The sequence below is a fragment of the Thioclava sp. GXIMD4216 genome, assembly GCF_037949285.1.
Classification (GTDB): domain Bacteria; phylum Pseudomonadota; class Alphaproteobacteria; order Rhodobacterales; family Rhodobacteraceae; genus Thioclava; species Thioclava litoralis.
Genome location: NZ_CP149926.1, coordinates 347,138 through 368,031 on the forward strand (window position 1 = coordinate 347,138; position 20,894 = coordinate 368,031).

The window sequence follows — 20,894 nt, forward strand, 5'->3', positions numbered from 1 at the left end:
GGGCGGCTTTTTTCATAGGCTGCGGGAATAGCTTCCCGAAAATCCGGCGGAAAGGGCGAAGGCCGAAGCCGACTGGTAATATGTCTTGGAATAGACCATCGAAATCTGATTGCGCTCGGTGACACGTTCGATGCCGACGGCCTCATGTGCCCATGCCGTTTCGGTCGAGACCGAGACATTCAATTCGCCGCTGGCGATCTGCTCTTTCATATCAGCGACAAGAGCCGCTTTCTGACCGGCCCGTGCAAGCGCCTTGCCCTTCTCAAGGAAGGCCATCGCCGCCTCGCTATCCTGCCCCGTCATGGCAAACAGCCGCAACAGGGCCCGCTGGCGCCCCCAGTCGGCCTTGCTTTGCTGCGCATCCAGCATCTGCTCCGCCCGATCCCCGAGCGCCTGATCAATCAGGCTCTGGGTCTCGGCCTCGGTCTCGGCACCAAACATGGCCTGCCGGAAATCCTGCTGCTTTCCTAGAAGTGTATCGGCCTGTTCCAGCGTACCGACATAGGCCGCCAATGCCTCGGCGCCCCCTTTGTTCCAGACATGCTGGGCGTCCAGCGTGAGGTCAGCCTGTGTATCCCCTTGCAGCAGGGCCTGCGCCGAAGAGATTTCTGACTGGAGGCGACTGCGCAGATTGGACAGAAGATCCAACTCCATCTCGGAGGCGGTCATCGGACGCGGAAGCTTTGACTCCACAACCGAGATCTGCGGCCCCTGTGGCGAAGATTTGGAAAGCGTCACCACCGCCACGTCCTGCACCCGCCCGGACTGGCTTTGATAGCCCCGAATCTGGGGTCCCGTCCCAGAATAGATCCCGATCATCTTACCCTTCCTTACACCCCGACTATTATCCTTCCTTATTCTCGTGAAGAATGTGTAACTGCCCTTAGGTCGATGATGAACATGGCTAACAGGTTAAGCCTTTCTTCACCAAGCCAAGGCAATCTTGCGGCATGACACAGCCACCGAACGCCTTTCACGAAGCCCCTCTGCCGCTTTTCGGTCATCCCGATGAAGCGGTGCCCGCGCGCCCCGTCGGTTGCGCGCCTGCGCGGCAGAATCCGGTGCGCTTGCCATCTTATATCAAGGACCATCGCAAGCGGCTGAGAACCCGCTTCATGGAGGGCGGGGCACAGGCCCTGCCCGATTATGAAATGCTGGAACTGGTGCTGTTTCGCGCCATCCCGCGACAGGATGTCAAGCCGCTCGCCCACCGCCTGATGCAGGCTTTTGGTGACTTCGGGCGGGTGCTGGCCGCGCCGCCGTCACGTCTGGCCGAAATCGAAGGGGTGGGCGAAGCGGTCATCATCGAGTTGAAGGTTGTGGAGGCCGCCGCCCATCGTCTGGCCCGTGCCCGTGTCATGCATCAGCCGGTGCTGTCCTCTTGGGATGCCCTGCTGGATTACTGCCACACCGCAATGTCCCATCGCGAGACCGAACAGTTTCGCGTGCTGTATCTGGACCGGAAAAACACCCTGATCGCGGATGAGGAACAGTCGCGCGGCACGGTGGACCATGTGCCGGTCTATCCGCGCGAGGTGGTGAAACGCGCATTGGAGCTGAATGCCTCGGCGCTGATTCTGGTGCATAACCATCCCTCCGGCGATCCAACCCCGTCAGAGGCAGACCTGACCATGACGGACCAGATCAACCGTGCGGCGGGTGTTCTGGGGCTTGTGCTGCATGACCACCTGATCATCGGCAAAAGCCGTGAACTCAGTTTCCGCGCGGAAGGGTATCTGTGATCAGGGCCCGACCTCGGCAAGGTTCGGCAGATCCATCACCACCGCCCCGCCAAGCTGGTCACATTCGGGCATCATCAAGGTCACCGGCATCATCGGGTGCAGCTTGCTTTGATCGGACCATGCGATATTGCCCTCCAGATCCTGATCACAGCTCTCTTTGGTCAGGGCCGCATCAATGGCCAGCCTGGCCTTGGCCAAATCCAGACGGGTCGAATAGACCTCGGCCTGCTGACCGTCTTCCACGCTGGAAAACCGCGTAAGGTAACCCTCCGGTGTGCCATCTGTCGCCGTGTCGCGGGCGCTCAGATGCAATGCGACAGGGCGCGTCCATGACAGAACGACACGGTTCCATTGGGCCGCGTCTGGCTGGTTGATCCCTTCCGAGACCACGCCCCCCGCGCTGGCCACCGTCAGGCGCGTATTGGCAATCATCGCCGGCACGAGCCCCCCCCATTTGCCCTGCGCATCAAGCTGCACGTCGAATTGCAGACCGGGCTGGGTCAGGGTCGCAATGGCACCGGCATGACAGGCATCGGTATAGGCCACCGAAATCATGCCGTTTTCAGCTTTCTCCAGATGCAGAACCGGCTCGCCGCAAGCGCTGGCCTCCGCCAGTTCCAGCGCGGGGCCCTGCGGCGGGGCCACCTGCCGAGCGGGGGCAGGTTCTGTCGTGAAGCTCGCGGTATAAAGGCGATCCTGCGGTAGGGTGGGCACCGGCAGATCAGCCCCCAATGCCCGCGCGGGAGCCGCCCCCAAAGACTGTGCGGCACCAAGCGCACTGACCAGACGGGTCTCGCTGACAGGGCGCGCGATATGCGGAATGGCCGCATCGGCAGGCGACACGCCAAATTGGGCGAAAATCGTATCGGCATGCTGCATGAACTGGCTGCAGGCCACGGCGGTGACACCCGTGGCCAAAATCAAAGAGATTTCCCGCATTTTCTGTTTCATGCTGCTCTGCACCCTACGGCGTCGCGTTTGTCGTTGCTTAACAACATATAACCGAAATGCGGGGCCTGAAAGGCACAGATGTGGCAAGACCATGCCCCAAAAGACCAGAAGGCGGCAAATATGCCACCCCATCAGGACAGCCACCATCAGGGAGATCCGCGAACCACCCGAAAGGCCATTGTCTGGCGTAACCCCGCCCAGCCCGCCGTTTGGGGAAGATCAGGCAGAGAGACCGCAAGCCGCACGTCCACCGCCTGCTGTCCTGTCGCCTTCAGAAACAGGGCGATCCCGTCTGCATCAAGCGGGTAGCTAAAGCGACATTGTTGCGAAGGCAGCAGCGTCAGGGCCGGATAGCTATCCGCTGGCGGCGGCCCATTGAGCATCCAGTCGTCCGCCGGATCCTCCGAGGGAGAATATACTATATCCAGGCCATATTGCGCGATCATCGGGCACGGAAAGCGCACGCCTCTGTCCCCCGTATTTTCAAAGACGACATCGATGGATTTCCGCGACACATCCGCCAGCCGGTTCGGGCGGGTCGGGGAAACGCCCTCGATCCGGACCTCCATCCGTATAGCCTGCGCAGCGGCAGCGGAGGCCATCGGAAGACAGACGGCAAGCAGCCATGATGCAAGGCAGAAGCGTCGCAAATCGTGCTCCAGACAAGGCCGTATGTGCCGAGATGGGCCGCAATTCGGCGCGACCCCGAATGCAAAAGGGGCACCTTCCGGTGCCCCATCCACCGACCGCAGACGATTGTGCGCCTGTGGCCTGCAAGCAGCGCCTTACAGCTTACCGTGGCAATGCTTGAATTTCAGCCCCGACCCACACGGGCAAGGGTCATTCCGGCCCGGTTCGCCCCAAGTGGCAGGATCGTTCTCGTCAAAACCCGGACGGGTCTCGCCCACGACCTCGATCCGGGGAGGCTCTTCCGGCATGCTGTGTTGCTCCGGCTCGGGCTGCTCCTCGTTGCGGGCACTATACATCTGCGCCTGCAGGGCCTCGCGCTCGGCCTCGGTGAGCGGGCGGATCTGCGCAAGGCGCTGGGTCACATCCACACGCAACCCGTCAAGAAGGGCCTCGAACAGCTGGAAGCTTTCGGTTTTATACTCCGAGAGCGGATCGCGCTGCGCATAGCCACGGAAGCCGATCACCGAACGCAGATGCTCCAGCTTCACCAGATGCTCGCGCCATTTGGTATCGACCGTTTGCAGCAGGATCTGCTTTTCGATCGTGCGCATGACCTCGGGGCCGAAGGCGGCTTCCTTCTCTGCCATATAGGCGTCGGAGGCCTCCTCGATGCGTTCCAGCATGACCTCCTGATCGACGCCCTCTTCCTGCGACCAGTCCGCCAGCGGCAGGCTGAGGTTCAGACCCTCTTGGATCGCGGCCGCAAGCCCTTCGATATCCCATTGATCAACATAGGATTTCGGCGGCAGATACTGATCCACCAGATCATCGATCACCTGATGGCGCATATCGGCGGCGATCTCGTCTACGTCACGGCTATCCATGATCTCGCGACGCTGGTTGAAGATCGCCTTACGCTGATCGTTCATCACATCGTCGAATTTCAGAAGCTGCTTGCGGATGTCGAAGTTACGACCCTCGACCTTGGCCTGCGCGCGCTCCAGAGACTTGTTCACCCACGGGTGGATGATCGCCTCGCCCTCTTTCATGCCAAGCTTGGACAGAACATTTTCAAGCTTGTCGGACCCGAAGATCCGCATCAGGTCATCTTCCAGCGACAGGAAGAACAGCGAGCGCCCCGGATCCCCCTGACGGCCCGAACGACCGCGCAGCTGGTTGTCGATACGACGCGATTCATGGCGCTCGGTCGCCAGAACGAACAGCCCGCCCGCCTCCAGAACCTTCTGCTTTTCTTCGGCGGTGGCCGCTTCGATACGGGCGCGCACCTCTTCGGGATCCGCCTCCGGATCGCGTGCCAGCTCTTCCTGCACGCGCATTTCCACATTGCCGCCCAGCTGGATGTCGGTCCCGCGACCGGCCATGTTGGTGGCAATGGTCACAGCCCCCAGACGACCGGCATCCCCCACGATCTGGGCTTCCTGCTCGTGCTGGCGGGCATTGAGGACGTTATGCGTGATACCGGCCTGCGTCAGCAGATGTGACAGCATCTCGGATTTCTCGATCGAGGTGGTGCCGACAAGAATGGGCTGCCCCTTCTCATGCGCCTCGCGGATGGCCTCGATCACGGCCTGATATTTTTCCATCGCGGTGCGATAGACGCGGTCGTGCTCGTCGATCCGCTGCACGGGGCGGTTGGTCGGCACTTCGACCACGCCCAGCTTGTAGATTTCGGCAAATTCCTCGGCCTCGGTCGAGGCGGTGCCGGTCATGCCGGCCAGCTTCTCGTAGAGGCGGAAATAGTTCTGGAAGGTCACCGAGGCCAGCGTGACGTTTTCGGGCTGCACCTGCACCCCCTCTTTCGCCTCGATCGCCTGATGCAGGCCGTCGGACAGACGGCGGCCCTTCATGGCGCGGCCGGTATGTTCGTCGATCAGCACGATCTCGCCATTGGCCACGACGTAATTATCGTCTTTGTTGAACAGCTTATGCGCACGCAGAGCCTGCGTGACATGGTGCACCAGCGTGGTCGATTCCGGATCGTAAAGCGACTGGCCCTCGGGCAGGATGCCCTCGGCCTGAAGGCGCTGCTCCAGATATTCGTTGCCCTCTTCGGTGAAGGTCGCATTCCGCGCCTTCTCGTCGATGGTGTAATGCTCTTCGGTCAGCTCGGGGATATACTTGTTGAGCGTATTATACAGCTCGGTACGATCCTCGGCAGGGCCGGAGATGATCAGCGGCGTGCGGGCCTCGTCGATCAGGATCGAATCGACCTCGTCGACAATCGCGAAGAAATGCCCGCGCTGCGCCATTTCCTCGACCGAGCCCTTCATATTGTCGCGCAGATAGTCGAACCCAAGCTCGTTATTGGTCGCATAGGTGATATCTGCCTGATAGGCCGCCTTTTTCTCGGCATCGGGCTGGAAGGGCACAACAACGCCGGTGCTCAGCCCGAGCGCGCCATAGACTTTCGACATCCACTCCGCATCACGGCGGGCGAGATAGTCGTTCACCGTCACCACATGCACGCCCTTACCGGCCAGCGCATTCAGATAGACGGGGAAAGTGGCCATAAGGGTTTTGCCCTCGCCGGTCTTCATTTCGGCAATCTGCCCCTGATGCAGGAAGATGCCCGCCATCAGCTGCACATCAAAGGCGCGCAGCCCCAGTGCACGGCGTGCCGCCTCGCGGCAATTCGCAAAGGCTTCGGGCAGAAGATCATCAAGGCTTTCGCCCTGCTCTTGCACACGCCGTTGGAATTCATGTGTTTTTTCGATCAGACCCTGATCTGTCAGGGCCGCAAACTCTTCCTCGAGCGCGTTGATCTTCGCCACCAGAGGACGAACAGATTTTACCTTGCGGTCATTCGGCGTGCCGAAAACCTTTTTCGCGAGTGTTCCGAGGCCGAGCATGACTTCTCCGCAATTGGACTGACCAAATCGTGTGTGGGGCCACCCTTGCCGCGCCATTCGGGCCTGCCTAAAAAGCATGCGAGAAAGGGCACAAAGGGCCTTTTTGACCCTTGGCGATGTAAGGGTCGACTGTCAGAGTGTCAACGCCGCGAAGGAATGCGGCAGTGAAGGAGTGGCCAAGATGCCGAAACTGACGAAACTTCTGGGGACCGCAGCCGTGGTTGCGATGATGGCTGCGGGCGCACAGGCGCAAGACAGCACCCCCGCAGCGCCGGCGGCCGACAAAGCGGCCCCTGCGGCTGCCAAAGACTACCGCAAGGATGTGAATGCCGACACGGTGGTGGCCACCGTAAACGGCAAGGATATCACCGTAGGCCAGATGCAGATCGTGCGCGACAGCCTGCCGCCGCAATATCTGCAACTTGATGATGCAACGCTGTTCAAGGGCATCCTTGACCAGCTTGTGCAGCAGACCGCTCTTTCGGAAATCGGCGAAGGCCGCAAGACCAAGCGCGATGACGTTGCCCTTGAAGTGCAGCGCCGTGCCTATCTGGCAGGGTCGATGCTGGAATATACGGCAAATCGTGCCGCGTCCGATGATGCGGTCCAGAAAGCCTATGCGGCAAAATATAACGCCGACAATCCGGTGACCGAATATCACGCCGCCCATATCATCGTGCCGACCGAAGAGAAGGCCAAAGAGATCAAGAAAAAGCTGGATGACGACGCGGATTTCGCCGAGCTGGCCAAAGCCAATAGTCAGGATGGCGCAGCCGAGAATGGCGGCGATCTTGGCTGGTTCTCGCTGGATGCGATGGTGCAGCCCTTTGCCGATGCCGTCGCCAAGATGAAGGATGGCGAGGTTTCCGACCCCGTGCAGACCGAATATGGCTGGCATATCATCAAACGCGAAGGCACCCGCATTGCCGATGCGCCGAAAATCGACGATGTCCGGGCCGAGCTGGAAGACGATCTGCGTCAGAAAGCGGTTGAGGATCGCGTGAAGGAAACAGTTGACGCCGCAGATGTGAAGCGGATGGACGGCGACATTGATCCTGCTATCCTGAAGAACGACACGTTGTTCGGCCAATAAGGCCGAAACATGGAAGGGGATGGCGCATGCCTGGGAAGAAGAAGACCATCAAGCGGTACGCACGCCGCGTCGACAAGCTTGAAAGCAAGGTCAAGAAACTCAAAGCGAGACTGAAGACCGGCGGGGTCGGAGCCGAGATCGCTCCGGCAAAGTCGGCGATGGTTTCGCCTTTTGCTCCGGCACGCTTCCCCGACCTGCCTGAAATTGACGGCGTCCGCTTTGCCTCTGCAGCGGCGGGCGTCAAATATGCGGGCCGCACCGATGTGATGCTGGCCGAGATCTGCCCCGGTGCGGCGCTTGCGGGCGTCTTCACCAAATCCTCGACCCGCGCGGCCTGTGTGCTGGACAATCAGGCCAAGCTGGCGGGCAATCCGGTTTCGGATCAGGGCGCGGCCATTCTGGTGAACTCGGGCAACGCCAATGCGTTTACCGGCGCCAATGGTCAGGCCTCGGTCGATGCGATCTCGGGCAAAGTGGCCGAAACGCTGGGGCTTCCGGCCTCGCGCGTGTTCACCTCTTCGACCGGCGTGATCGGCGAGCCGCTGCCGCATGAGCGTATCACCAATGTGCTGGGCGAACTGAAGACCAAGCTCAGCCCCGCCTCGATTTCCGATGCCGCCCGCGCCATCATGACCACCGACACCTTCCCCAAAGGCGCCTGCGCGACCGTGGCGGGCGAAGGCGGCGAGATCAAGATCGCCGGTATCGCCAAGGGCTCGGGGATGATCGCGCCGAATATGGCGACGATGCTGGTCTATATCTTCACCGATGCCACCATCGCACCCGACCTGCTGCAAAAGCTGCTGTCGTGGCAGGTAGATGATACGTTCAACGCAATCACCGTTGATAGCGACACCTCGACCTCGGATGCGCTGATCCTTGCGGCCACCGGCAAATCGCCTGCAGCTCCGCTGATCGAGGGCAGCGACGCCGCGATTGCCTTTGAAAAGGCCCTGCGTGCCGTGATGACCGATCTGGCCAAGCAGGTCGTGATGGATGGCGAAGGTGCCACGAAATTTGTCGAAGTGCAGGTAACGGGCGCACAGACAACGGCCGATGCCCATACCATCGCCATGTCCATCGCCAATTCGCCGCTGGTGAAAACCGCGATTGCGGGCGAGGATGCAAATTGGGGCCGCGTCGTGGCCGCTGTGGGCAAATCCGGCGCCTATGCCGAACGCGACCTGCTGACGATCCGGTTTGGCGATATCGTGGTGGCCGAAAAGGGTTGGCGCAATCCCGATTATTCGGAAGAGGCGACCTCGGCCTATATGAAACAGGCCGAGCTGGTGATCGGGGTGGATCTGGGTTTGGGCGAGGCGTCAAAAACCGTCTGGACCTGTGATCTGACCCATCGCTATATCGACATCAACGCGGATTACCGCTCGTGACCAAGAAGATCGTTCTTGTCTCGGCGGTTGCCCTGATCGACCCCGACGGGCGCGTGCTTCTGGCGCAGCGCCCCGAGGGCAAATCGATGGCGGGGCTATGGGAGTTTCCGGGCGGCAAGGTCGAAGCGGGCGAGACCCCCGAGGCCTGCCTGATCCGCGAGCTGAAGGAAGAGCTGGGGATCGACACCTGGGCGAGCTGTCTGGCGCCGCTGACTTTTGCCAGCCACAGCTATGACGATTTCCATCTGTTGATGCCGCTCTTTGCCTGCCGCAAATGGGAGGGCATCCCTGCCCCGCGCGAAGGCCAGACGCTGACATGGGCGCGGGCGAAGGAACTTACGGATTATCCGATGCCGCCCGCCGATATCCCGCTGATACCCATGTTGCGGGACTGGCTTTAGGTTGAAAAAACTTCTTGATTCGTGTTTAGGGCGCCCTATCTGGGCGCCTTTTACATTCAATGACGGCAATATAGGCAGTTTTTCTGCCGGACTGTCGACAAAATTTCAAAACTGCCTCCATTTAAGAAATAATTCACCCTACCTCGCCTTTTTTCTTTGCAATTTTATGACAATCCTGTTTTATAAAGATATCGGATTAATCAGGATCCGGATCATCTTCTAAGGGAGGTCCTTATGCTTCGTACTATCACCGTTGGCAGCTCGGTTTCGATCCAAGGCATCTACCAAGGCAAACTGGCAGACGGCAAAATCACCGTCCGCGTTGGCGAAGAGCTTTACACCGGTCGTCCGGTTACCCGCTGAACTCTCGGGCGTCCCACGGCGCGCAGGGGAGGGCGTGCCGGAAGGTTGATGCCTGATACCATCAGCAGGTAAAAGAAAGAGGCCCTTCGGGGCCTCTTTCTTTATGCCCCCGCTCGGGGCTCGCTCGGGGCCCGAGCGGGGGGGGATGTCCCGACTCTGGGCGCGGTGACCTGCGGCACGAAAGGGATTACTCCCCTTCGGTAAACTGCAACCGTGCCAGCTCCGCATAAAGCCCGCCCTCGGCCACAAGGCTTTCGTGAGTGCCCTGTGCCACGATCCGGCCCTGATCGAAAACCACGATACGGTCGGCTTTTTTCACGGTCGCCAGACGGTGCGCGATGATGATGGTGGTGCGATCCTGTGCCAGTTGCTCGACCGCCGCCTGCACCGCCCGCTCCGAAGCGGCATCCAGTGCCGATGTCGCCTCGTCCAGAAGCAGGATCGGTGCATCCCGCAGCATGGCGCGCGCAATCGCTACGCGCTGCTTCTGCCCGCCCGACAACATCACGCCACGCTCGCCGACATAGGTCTCAAGCCCGTCCGGTAGCGCCTGCAGGAAGTCCAGCGCATGGGCGGCACGGGCCGCAGCCTCGACCTCGGCATCGCTGGCCTCGGGACGGCCAAAACGGATATTCTCGCGCGCAGAGGCCGCAAAAATCACCGGATCTTGCGGGACAAGCGCGATGGACTGACGGAAATCGGCCCGTGCCATCTGCCGTAGATCCACCCCGTCAATCGACACAGCCCCCGTTTCAGGGTCCCAGAACCTCTGGATCAACTGGATGATCGTCGTCTTCCCCGCCCCTGAAGGCCCGACAAGCGCCACCGTCTCCCCCGCTGCGATCTCCAGCGTCACATGATCCAGCGCCGAAGTGTCAGGACGCGAGGGATAGTGGAAACTGACATCGGCAAAGCTGATCGCCCCCTTGGCCGGACGCGGCAAGGCCATCGGCGTCTCGGGGTCCTCCAGATTGTCCTTGGTCTGCAAAAGCTCGATCAGGCGCTCTGTCGCCCCTGCCGCACGCTGCAACTCGCCCCAGATTTCCGAAAGCGCCCCGACCGAGCCTGCGACCATCACCGCATAGATGACGAACTGCACCAGCTCACCGACCGACATGATATCGTTGCGCACATCGCGCGCGCCCACCCACAAAACGCCGACCACACCGGAAAAGATCAGGAAGATCACGATTACGGTCATCATGGCGCGTGTGCGGATCCGGCGGTTGGCGGCGCTATAACTTTTTTCGGTCACATCGCGAAACCTGTCGCGGGTGCGGGCTTCATGGGTAAAGGCCTGAATGGTCTGCGCCGAAAGCAGCGCCTCGGAGGCCGACCCCGAAGAGCTTGCGATCCAGTCCTGATTTTCACGCGACAACCCGCGCAACCGCCGCCCCAAGACAATAATCGGCACGATCACCGCCGGAACGATCAGCAGCACCAGTCCCGTCAGCTTGGCGGAGGTCACCAGAAGCATGACCATCCCCCCAACGAAAATCAGGAAATTCCGCAGCGCCACCGAAACCGAAGAACCGATCACAGAGAGAATCAGCGTCGTATCGGTGGTGATGCGCGAAATGATCTCGCCGGTCAGGATTTTCTCGAAAAAGGCGGGCGACATGGCGATGACACGGTCGAACACCGCCATACGGATATCGGCCACAACCCGCTCGCCAAAGCGGGTCACCAAATAGTAACGCGCGCCCGTCCCGATCGCCAGAAGCGCGGTAATCACCAGTGCCGCACCGAAATATTCGTCCAGCAGGGCCGCGCCGCTGTTGAACCCGTCAACCACACGGCGCACCGCAATCGGCAGCACCAGCGATACCGAGGCTGTCAGCACCAAAGCCAGAAGAGCCGAAACAGCCAGGCCGCGATAGGGCCGCAAGAAGGGCCAGAGGCCTCGCAATGCGCCAACCCGTTTCGTTGTCGGGCGATCTTCCGTCGTGGTCTTTGATCTACGCACTATAAGGCCTCCTGTTTTCTGCGGTTTAGGCAGCCAAATCCTCTCGGGCAAGGCTCGAATGGCCTTTAACGACTAAGGTTTCATGACTGTGAAGCGGAAAAACCGGTTTCTCCGGCCAAATCCGCAACATTACGGCGCCAGCGCACCGCGCCCCCAACGGGCGCAACCCCGAACTTCGGGCCTCTCGCGGGGACCGGCGCAAGGCCTGCCTGCACATAGTCAAATCCGTTTGGAGCCTTCTTCTGAAAGGGCCAAACGTGCCAACCTGTATCAGGCCAGCGCCGATCACGACCAAGCGGGAAAGAAATTGGGTGGGTAAAACAAAAAACCCGCTTAACCTGTTAAGGTTAAGCGGGTTTTTTTGGATTGGTGCCCAGAAGAGGACTCGAACCTCCACGCCTTGCGGCACACGGACCTGAACCGTGCGCGTCTACCAATTCCGCCATCTGGGCGTTCCTACTTTGCTGCGTCTTTCGCTGCAGCGCCGCTGGTGTGAGGAGGCTTCTACGGTGAGAGCAAAGCACCGTCAATAGGAAATTTTCATTTTTTTCGCCGAGAACGAAGGAATGCCGCTGGCCCCTTGTCCCGCAAGAGGTAAATCGGTAATCAGGAAGGGAAAAATTGCAAGGGGGAGGCCCAGCCAATGGCGAAACTTGTGACGATCTATGGCGGTTCTGGTTTTGTAGGGCGCTATATTGCCCGCCGCCTTGCAAAAGACGGATGGCGTATCCGGATTGCCGTGCGCCGCCCGAACGAGGCGCTTTTCACCAAGCCTTATGGCGCGGTTGGTCAGGTAGAGCCGGTTTTCTGCAACATCCGTGATGACGCGTCGGTGCGCGCCGCGATGATCGGCGCAGATGCGGTTGTGAACTGCGTTGGCATCCTGTGCACCACGGGCAAGAACAGCTTCAATGCCGTGCAAGCCGAGGGTGCAGGACGTGTGGCACGGATTGCCGCAGAGCTTGGCGTGCAGAATCTCGTACATCTCTCGGCCATCGGAGCAGATGCCAAAGCCGCAAGCGCCTATGCGCGCAGCAAGGCTGAAGGCGAAGCCGCCGTTCTGGAGCATTTCCCGGAAGCGATGATCTTGCGCCCCTCGGTTCTGTTCGGGACGGAAGACGGGTTCTTCAACAAATTCGCAGCCATGAGCCGCTTCTCCTTCATTCTGCCGATCACCGGCGGCAAGACCAAATTCCAGCCGGTCTGGGTGGATGATGTGGCCGCCGCAGCGGTGATGGGGGTCGAGGGCAAGGCCAAGGGCACCTACGAACTGGGCGGCCCCGATCAGGCCAGCCTGAGCGATCTTCTGAAAACCATGCTGGGCGTGATCAATCGCAAACGTACGATCTTCAACATGCCTTTCGGTCTGGCCTCTCTGGTGGCGGGACTGTTCGATCTGCTACAGACGCTGACCGGCGGTTTGTTCAGCAACACGCTTCTGACCCGTGATCAGGTGAAAAATCTGAAGAAGGACAATATCGTTTCGGAAGACGCGCGAAGCTTTGCTCAACTCCAGATCACACCTACGGCAATGAACGCAATCATGGCGGGTTACCTCTGGCGCTTCCGTCCGCATGGACAGTATGAAGAGATTCAAGCTTCTGCAAAAAATCTAAAACGGTCCTGATCTCATGAATGATACCCTCTCCGCCGCAATACTTGGATTTGTAGAGGGTCTCACTGAGTTCCTCCCCGTTTCGTCCACGGGGCATGTGCTGATTGTCGGGGAAATGCTTGATTTCCACTCGACAGGGCATGCTTTCGAAGTTGTGATCCAGCTTGGCGCGATCATCGCCATTCTTGGCGTCTATGCCAAGAAGCTGTTCGAGGTCTTCACCGCCGCGCCCCATGACCCTCAGGCGCGGCGCTTCATCCTCAGCGTCCTTATCGCTTTCCTGCCTGCCGTTTTCATTGGCATTCTCGCGCATGATTTCATCAAACGCGTGCTCTTCGATTCTCCGCTGATCATCGCCACCAGCCTTATTCTGGGCGGCATCGTGCTGATTGTGATCGACCGTATGGACCTTCACCCCAAACATGACGACGCCATGAAAATCCCGCTGGGCAAGGCGCTTGCCATCGGCTTCATCCAATGTCTGGCCATGATTCCAGGGACTTCGCGCTCGGGCTCGACCATTGTGGGAGCCATGTTGATGGGCGTATCCAAACGTGCCGCCGCCGAGTTCAGCTTTTTCCTGTCGATGCCGACGATGGCCGGTGCCTTTGCCTACGACCTTTACAAAAACTACGATCTGTTGAACGCTGACGATATGACGCTCATCGTCATCGGCTTTGTTATGGCGTTCATCTCTGCAGTCATCGTCGTCCGCCACCTGCTCGACTTCATTTCGCGCCACGGCTACGCGATTTTCGGCTATTGGCGGATCCTCGTCGGCCTTGCGATCTTTGGATATTTTGCCATCGCGCGCTAACTAAGTAACAAAAGCTGACCTAATTTGCCGCATTTTTTATTGTGAATCTTCTCAAAACACGAAAAAAGCGATATTTAGGTCAGCCCCTCTTACTTTTAATGCCTTCGGTTAGCGTGTAGCACAGTGCCAAAGAAACGCTAGGGAGGCGCTAGCCATGGCCAAGCAACGCATGCTGAAGTTCGTGTCGACGGCAAAGGAAATGCCGGCGAAGCGCGACGCGAAGCAACGCGCCCAAGACTTCAACGAGATCTACGCGGAATACGCCGAACAGAAAGCGGCCGAACAGGCAGGGCGCTGTTCGCAATGTGGTGTGCCCTATTGCCACCAGCACTGCCCGCTGCATAACAACATTCCCGACTGGCTGCGCCTGACGGCAGAGGGCCGTCTGGAAGAAGCCTATCACATCAGCCAAGCCACCAATACCTTCCCCGAGATCTGCGGTCGCATCTGCCCGCAGGACCGTCTGTGCGAAGGCAATTGCGTTATCGAGCAATCGGGGCATGGCACCGTGACCATCGGCTCGGTCGAGAAATATATCACCGACACCGCCTTCGAGAACGGCTGGGTGCCTTCCATCACGCCGAAGGTCGAGCGCGAGGAAAGCATCGGCATCATCGGCGCGGGTCCGGGTGGTCTGGCGGCGGCGGATGTGCTGCGCCGCGCGGGCTGCAAGGTCACCGTCTATGACCGTCACGATCGCGCGGGCGGGCTGCTGACCTATGGTATCCCCGGCTTCAAGCTGGAGAAGGATATCGTCATGCGTCGCGTGACCCAGCTGGAAGAAGCGGGCGTGGAATTCGTGCTGAACTGCAATGTCGGCACCGATATCACCTTTGACGCCATCCGCGGCAAGCATGACGCCGTGCTGATTGCGACTGGCGTCTACAAGACCCGCGATCTGCGTGATCCGGGTGCGGATGCGGCAGGTATCGTGCGCGCGATCGACTATCTGACCTGCTCGAACAAGCTGTCCTTCGGTGATGAGGTTGCCGAATTCGAAGACGGCACGCTAAATGCGGCGGGCAAGAATGTCGTGGTTATCGGTGGTGGGGACACCGCGATGGACTGCGTACGCACCGCCATCCGTCAGGGTGCGACCTCGGTCAAATGTCTCTACCGCCGCGACCGTGCCAACATGCCCGGCTCGCAGCGTGAGGTGCAGAACGCCGAGGAAGAAGGCGCGGAATTCGTCTGGCTGGCAGCGCCCAAGGGCTTTACCAGCAATCCGGTCACCTCGATCACCATCCAGAAGATGAAGCTGGGCCAGCCCGATGCCTCGGGCCGTCAGTCGCCCGAGCCCATCGAAGGCGGGATCTACAAGGAGAAAGCCGATCTGGTCATCAAGGCCCTCGGTTTCGAGCCGGAAGATCTGCAGGACCAATGGGACACCAAAGAGCTGGAAGTCACCCGTTGGGGCACCGTCAAGGCCGAGTTCGGCACCCATGCGACCAATATCCCCGGCGTTTATGCGGTGGGCGATATCGTGCGCGGGGCCTCGCTGGTGGTCTGGGCGATCCGCGACGGCCGCGAGGCTGGCGCCGAGATCATCCGCTATCTTGACGGTGTGACCGCCGTCGCGGCCCAGTAATCCCCTATCCACGCAGGCAGGGCCGCATCCGGCCCTGCGCGAAGAGACGGAAGGACCTATCCCCATGAAACGGGTGGCAGTTTTTGCAGCAATCACCTTGATCGGCGCACATGCACAGGCGCAATCGGCAGACGACCAGTTTGCCGTGCCCGATGCCTGCACGCTGGATCTGACGGTGCAGATGCATAGCTGTCAGGTCGCCAATCTCTATCACTGCGCGGGGGATGCCGAAGGCGATCGCTGGATTTCTTATGCCGATGGCGATGGCGAATACTTCCTGTCACTGATCGATTCCGAGACCCGCTGGCTTCAGTCGATCAGCCTTGATAACGGGGAAATCGCCCAGCTGGACGAGGCAGGTTCCAAGGATAATGCCTCGTTCAGCACGCTGCTCGACACAGGCGAGGATGATTACGACTTTGTCACCTACAACAATTTCGGAGAGACCCGCCGCCAGATCGGTCGCGACTGGCTCACCGGAGACAAGGTCACGATTGACGGCAAGGTTCTGGAACGCGCGGATTTCAAACTGGAAACACAGGACAGGGCTGGCAACATCCTCGCCCGCCGGTCTGGAACCCAGTATATCGACCGCGATCTGCGCGTGTTCTTTTCAGGACGCGAAACCTATGAAAGCCCGCAAGGCGACAGTGTGCAGACCTATGATGCGCCAGTCTCCTTTGCCCATGAGGGCGAAGACGGGTTTGGTGCCGCAAAGCCGATCTACGACTGCGACATGACGATGACGGCGCTGCGCCCCGAAGATTTGCGATAATCGGCGCAGCCCCACACGAACCAGGCGCAAGCCACCCTTTGAATTCGCCGCGCGTCACAGCCGGTGCACTACGTTCTCCCAAGGAGGCATGACATGACCAAATATGATGAAGCCTGGGTTGCCCGCGAGGAAGCCAAGCGTGAATGGATGTCGGCAAACTCGCTCTACAAGGCGGATGACGAGAAGTCGTCCTGCGGTGTGGGGCTTGTTGTCTCGATCGACGGGAAAGCCTCGCGTCGCGTCGTGGAAAACGGCATTGATGCGCTGAAAGCGATCTGGCACCGCGGTGCGGTGGATGCCGACGGCAAGACCGGCGACGGCGCGGGTATCCATGTGCAGATCCCTGCCCCCTTCTTCCACGACCAGATCCGCCGCACCGGCCACGAGCCGGATATGGACAAACGTATCGCCGTGGGTCAGGTCTTCCTGCCGCGCACCGATTTCGGCGCGCAGGAAAACTGCCGGACCATCGTGGAATCCGAAGTTCTGCGCATGGGCCACTATATCTATGGCTGGCGCCACGTGCCGGTCGCGACCTCTTGTCTGGGGGACAAAGCCAACGCCACCCGCCCCGAGATCGAACAGATCCTGATCCGTAACGAGAAGGATATCGACGAGGAGCAGTTCGAGCGCGAGCTTTACATCATCCGTCGCCGGATCGAGAAAGCGGCCATCGCGGCGCAGCTCAAGGGCCTGTATATCTGCTCGCTCTCGACCCGTTCGATCATCTATAAAGGCATGATGCTGGCCGAGCAGGTTGCGGAATTCTATCCCGACCTGAAGGACGAGCGTTTCGAGTCGTCCTTCGCGATCTACCACCAGCGCTATTCCACCAACACCTTCCCCGAATGGTGGCTGGCGCAGCCCTTCCGGATGCTGGCGCATAACGGCGAGATCAACACGATCAAGGGCAATATCAACTGGATGAAATCGCACGAGATCCGCATGGCCTCGGCGACCTTCGGCGATATGGCCGAAGACATCAAACCGGTGATCCCCGCTGCCGCCTCCGACTCGGGCGCGCTGGATTCGGTGTTCGAACTGATGGTCCGTTCGGGCCGGATCGCACCGATGGTGAAAACCATGCTGGTGCCCGAAGCCTGGTCCAAGGCCACCGACGAAATGCCGCAGGCATGGCAGGATATGTATGGCTATTGCAACGCCGTGATGGAGCCGTGGGACGGCCCTGCCGCCCTTGCGATGACCGATGGCCGCTGGGTCTGTGGCGGGCTTGACCGCAACGGCCTGCGCCCGCTGCGCTATGTGGTGACCGGTGACGGCATGCTGATCGCAGGCTCCGAGGTGGGCATGGTGCCGACCGACGAGGCCAATGTCATCGAGAAAGGCGCACTTGGTCCGGGGCAGATGATTGCCGTCGATATGGCCGAGGGCAAGCTGTATCACGACACCGATATCAAGGACAAACTGGCCGCCTCGCGCCCCTTCGGCGAGTGGGTGGACAAGGTCACCGACCTGTCCGAACTGATGCGCGACCTGCCCGAGGCCGCCAAATATACCGGTGCGGAACTGCGCAAGCGCCAGATGTCGGCGGGCTATACCGTTGAGGACATCGAACAGATCCTCAGCCCGATGGCCGAGGATGGCAAGGAAGCCATTGCCTCGATGGGCGATGACACGCCGCCTGCCGTTCTGTCCAAGAAATACCGCCCGCTGAGCCATTTCTTCCGCCAGAACTTCTCTCAGGTCACCAACCCGCCGATCGACAGCCTGCGTGAAAACCGCGTGATGTCGCTGAAGACGCGCTTCGGGAACCTCAAGAACGTGCTGGACGAAGACAGCGCCCAGACCGAGATCCTTATTCTTGATACGCCCTTCATCGCGAATGAAGAGTTCAACAAGATGGCCGAGATCTTCGGCGAGCATATCTCGATCATCGACTGTACCTTCCCCGCTGGCGCGGATCAGGAAGCGCTGCGCGACGGTCTGGCCCGTATCCGTAACGAGGCCGAAGACGCCGTGCGTTCGGGCGCAGGCCATATCGTCCTGACCGACGAGAACCAGTCCGAAGACAAGATCGCGATGCCGATGATCCTGGCGACCTCGGCTGTGCATAGCTGGCTGACCCGTAAGGGCCTGCGCACCTTCTGCTCGATCAATGTGCGTTCGGCTGAATGTATGGACCCGCATTACTTCGCGGTGCTGGTGGGTGCCGGTGCAACCACCGTCAACGCCTATCTGGCCGAAGACACCATTGCCGACCGGATCGACCGCGGGCTGATCGAAGGCACTCTGCTGGAGGCCGTGCGCAAATATCGCGATGCGGTGGATGCGGGCCTGCTGAAAATCATGGCGAAGATGGGGATTTCGGTGATTTCCTCCTATCGCGGTGGTCTGAACTTCGAGGCGGTGGGCCTGTCGCGCGCCATGGTGGCCGAATATTTCCCGGGCATGCATTCGCGTATTTCGGGCATCGGCCTGCACGGCATCCAGCACAAGCTCGAGGAGGTCCACAAGCTGGGCTGGCTGGGTGGTCAGGACGTTCTGCCGATTGGCGGTTTCTACAAGTCGCGCCGCTCGGGCGAGACCCACGCATGGGGCGCACAGGGCATGCATATGCTGCAGGCCGCCTGTGACCGCGCCAGCTATGACCTGTGGAAACAGTATAGCGCCATGATGCGGGCCAATCCGCCGATCCATATCCGCGACCTTCTGGACGTGAAGCCGCTGGGCAAGCCCGTCCCGATCGAGGAAGTGGAATCGATCACCTCGATCCGTAAGCGTTTCGTGACGCCGGGCATGTCGCTGGGGGCGCTGTCGCCCGAGGCGCATAAGCTGCTGAACGTCGCGATGAACCGTATCGGTGCGAAATCCGATAGCGGTGAGGGCGGGGAAGATCCGGCACATTTCGTGCCCGAGCCGAATGGCGACAATCCGTCCGCCAAGATCAAGCAGGTGGCCTCGGGTCGTTTCGGTGTGACCGCCGAATATCTCAACCACTGCGAAGAGCTTGAGATCAAGGTGGCCCAAGGGGCGAAACCGGGTGAGGGTGGCCAGCTTCCGGGCATGAAGGTCACCGACCTGATCGCGCGTCTGCGTCACTCGACCAAGGGCGTCACGCTGATCTCGCCGCCGCCGCACCACGATATCTACTCGATCGAGGATCTGGCGCAGCTGATCTACGATCTCAAGCAGATCAACCCGCGCTGCAAGGTGACGGTGAAGCTGGTGGCGTCTTCGGGCGTTGGCACGATTGCCGCCGGTGTGGCCAAGGCAAAAGCCGATATCATCCTTGTGTCCGGCCATAATGGCGGCACGGGGGCGTCTCCGGCGACCTCGATCAAATTCGCGGGTCTGCCGTGGGAGATGGGTCTGACCGAGGCGCATCAGGTTCTGGCGATGAACAACCTGCGGGGCCGCGTCACGCTGCGCACCGATGGTGGTCTGCGCACGGGTCGTGACATCGTCATGGCCGCGATGATGGGTGCCGAGGAATATGGTATCGGCACCGCTGCCCTGATCGCGATGGGCTGTATCATGGTGCGTCAGTGCCAGTCGAACACCTGCCCCGTCGGCGTCTGCACGCAGGATGCCGAACTGCGCAAGAAGTTCACCGGCTCGGCAGATAAGGTCGTCAACCTGATCACCTTCTATGCGCAGGAAGTCCGCGAGATCCTTGCCTCGATCGGTGCGCGTTCGCTGGACGAGATCATCGGTCGTGCGGATCTGCTGACGCAGGTCTCGCGTGGGTCGGCGCATCTGGATGACCTTGATCTCAACCCGCTGCTGCTGACCGTGGATGGCTGGGACAAGATCGTCTACGACCGCTCGAAGCCGCGCAACTATGTGCCCGATACGCTGGATGCCGAAATCATCCGCGATGGCGCGCGCTTCTTCGACGAAGGCGAGAAGATGCAGCTGTCCTATGCCGTGCGCAACACGCACCGCACCATCGGGACGCGCGCCTCGAGCCACATCGTGCAGAACTTCGGCATGCGCAACGCGCTGCAGCCCGACCATCTGACGGTGAAGCTGACGGGGTCTGCCGGTCAGTCGCTGGGGGCCTTTGCGGCGCCTGGTCTGAAGATCGAGGTCTCGGGCGATGCGAATGACTATGTCGGCAAGGGCCTGTCGGGCGGTATCATCGTGGTGCGTCCGCCGATGATCTCGCCGCTGAAGGCCTCCGAGAACACCATCATCGGCAATACCGTGCTCTATGGTGCAACCGATGGCTACCTGTTTGCGGCAGGCCGCGCGGGCGAGCGTTTCGCCGTGCGGAACTCGGGTGCGCGGGTGGTGATCGAGGGCTGTGGCACCAATGGTTGTGAATATATGACCGGCGGTGTGGCGGTGATCCTCGGTTCGATCGGCGCGAATTTCGGCGCGGGGATGACGGGCGGGATGGCCTATCTTTACGATCCGGACGGCGTGGCCGAGAACCTCGTCAATCCGGAATCTCTGGTGACCTGTGGTCTGGGCCATAGCCATTGGGAAGCGCAGGTGAAGGGGCTGATCGAACGCCATGTCGAAGAGACCCGTTCGGTCAAAGCCACCGAGATCCTGCAGAACTGGGAGACGGAGCGCCTGAACTTCCTGCAGGTCTGCCCGAAAGAGATGCTGCGTCACCTGCCCTATCCGCTGTCGGACGAGCCCGAAGCGGTTCCGGCAGAGTAACTCAGGATCAGATTGACAAGGCGGGGCCATCGGCCCCGCTTTTTTATGCGATTTTCATGT

15 protein-coding genes and 1 tRNA gene are annotated in these 20,894 nt (G+C 60.3%); 10 read left to right on the forward strand and 6 right to left on the reverse strand.

The features are described 5' to 3' along the window. Positions 1-12 precede the first annotated feature (12 nt). Positions 13-819 (reverse strand): hypothetical protein, encoded by an 807-nt coding sequence (locus WDB88_RS01800; protein ID WP_339108506.1) that lies wholly within the window; start codon positions 817-819, stop codon positions 13-15. A gap of 131 nt (positions 820-950) precedes the next feature. Between WDB88_RS01800 and radC the strand changes: the two genes are divergently transcribed. After that, positions 951-1,742 carry a DNA repair protein RadC gene (radC, locus tag WDB88_RS01805; RefSeq protein ID WP_339108507.1) on the forward strand — a complete coding sequence of 264 codons (792 nt, stop codon included), beginning with the start codon at positions 951-953 and terminating at the stop codon, positions 1,740-1,742. Here radC and WDB88_RS01810 read toward each other — a convergent pair whose 3' ends face one another. The 3 genes from WDB88_RS01810 to secA form a co-directional block, all read right to left on the reverse strand. Then, positions 1,743-2,693: a hypothetical protein gene (locus WDB88_RS01810; protein ID WP_339108508.1), complete on the reverse strand. Its 951-nt coding sequence runs from the start codon at positions 2,691-2,693 to the stop codon at positions 1,743-1,745. A 146-nt stretch (positions 2,694-2,839) separates the two neighbouring features. Beyond that, a complete protein-coding gene (locus WDB88_RS01815; protein ID WP_339108509.1) occupies positions 2,840-3,343 on the reverse strand; it encodes a hypothetical protein in 504 nt (167 codons plus the stop codon). A gap of 135 nt (positions 3,344-3,478) precedes the next feature. Beyond that, positions 3,479-6,193 (reverse strand): preprotein translocase subunit SecA, encoded by a 2,715-nt coding sequence (secA, locus tag WDB88_RS01820; protein ID WP_339108510.1) that lies wholly within the window; start codon positions 6,191-6,193, stop codon positions 3,479-3,481. A 181-nt stretch (positions 6,194-6,374) separates the two neighbouring features. On the opposite strand from secA, the gene WDB88_RS01825 reads away from it, so the two are divergent. The 4 genes from WDB88_RS01825 (at position 6,375) to WDB88_RS01840 (ending at position 9,441) form a co-directional block, all read left to right on the forward strand. Next, positions 6,375-7,286 carry a peptidylprolyl isomerase gene (locus WDB88_RS01825; protein WP_339108511.1) on the forward strand — a complete coding sequence of 304 codons (912 nt, stop codon included), beginning with the start codon at positions 6,375-6,377 and terminating at the stop codon, positions 7,284-7,286. A gap of 26 nt (positions 7,287-7,312) precedes the next feature. Then, complete coding sequence (argJ, locus tag WDB88_RS01830; protein ID WP_339108512.1) at positions 7,313-8,677, forward strand: bifunctional glutamate N-acetyltransferase/amino-acid acetyltransferase ArgJ; 1,365 nt, start codon at positions 7,313-7,315, stop codon at positions 8,675-8,677. Next, positions 8,674-9,078 (forward strand): 8-oxo-dGTP diphosphatase MutT, encoded by a 405-nt coding sequence (gene mutT / locus WDB88_RS01835; RefSeq protein WP_339108513.1) that lies wholly within the window; start codon positions 8,674-8,676, stop codon positions 9,076-9,078. Before argJ ends, mutT begins: the two co-directional genes overlap by 4 nt. 234 nt (positions 9,079-9,312) lie before the next feature. Beyond that, complete coding sequence (locus tag WDB88_RS01840) at positions 9,313-9,441, forward strand: hypothetical protein (RefSeq protein ID WP_339108514.1); 129 nt, start codon at positions 9,313-9,315, stop codon at positions 9,439-9,441. A 187-nt stretch (positions 9,442-9,628) separates the two neighbouring features. Here WDB88_RS01840 and WDB88_RS01845 read toward each other — a convergent pair whose 3' ends face one another. Next, the gene (locus WDB88_RS01845) at positions 9,629-11,410 is read right to left on the reverse strand and encodes an ABC transporter transmembrane domain-containing protein (RefSeq protein ID WP_339109452.1); all 1,782 of its coding nucleotides are present in this window, start codon (positions 11,408-11,410) and stop codon (positions 9,629-9,631) included. 364 nt (positions 11,411-11,774) lie between these two features. Continuing rightward, positions 11,775-11,859, reverse strand: a tRNA-Leu gene (locus tag WDB88_RS01850). A 191-nt stretch (positions 11,860-12,050) separates the two neighbouring features. Between WDB88_RS01850 and WDB88_RS01855 the strand changes: the two genes are divergently transcribed. The 5 genes from WDB88_RS01855 to gltB all read left to right on the forward strand — a co-directional run bounded on the left by WDB88_RS01855 (position 12,051) and on the right by gltB (position 20,834). Further along, a complete protein-coding gene (locus WDB88_RS01855; protein ID WP_339108515.1) occupies positions 12,051-13,034 on the forward strand; it encodes a complex I NDUFA9 subunit family protein in 984 nt (327 codons plus the stop codon). A gap of 4 nt (positions 13,035-13,038) precedes the next feature. Continuing rightward, positions 13,039-13,839 carry an undecaprenyl-diphosphate phosphatase gene (locus WDB88_RS01860; protein WP_339108516.1) on the forward strand — a complete coding sequence of 267 codons (801 nt, stop codon included), beginning with the start codon at positions 13,039-13,041 and terminating at the stop codon, positions 13,837-13,839. 154 nt (positions 13,840-13,993) lie between these two features. Further along, positions 13,994-15,427: an NAD(P)-dependent oxidoreductase gene (locus WDB88_RS01865; RefSeq protein ID WP_339108517.1), complete on the forward strand. Its 1,434-nt coding sequence runs from the start codon at positions 13,994-13,996 to the stop codon at positions 15,425-15,427. A gap of 64 nt (positions 15,428-15,491) precedes the next feature. Next, a complete protein-coding gene (locus WDB88_RS01870; protein ID WP_339108518.1) occupies positions 15,492-16,202 on the forward strand; it encodes a hypothetical protein in 711 nt (236 codons plus the stop codon). A gap of 93 nt (positions 16,203-16,295) precedes the next feature. Beyond that, positions 16,296-20,834, forward strand: coding sequence for a glutamate synthase large subunit (gltB, locus tag WDB88_RS01875; protein WP_339108519.1), 4,539 nt, complete (start codon positions 16,296-16,298; stop codon positions 20,832-20,834). Positions 20,835-20,894 lie beyond the last annotated feature (60 nt).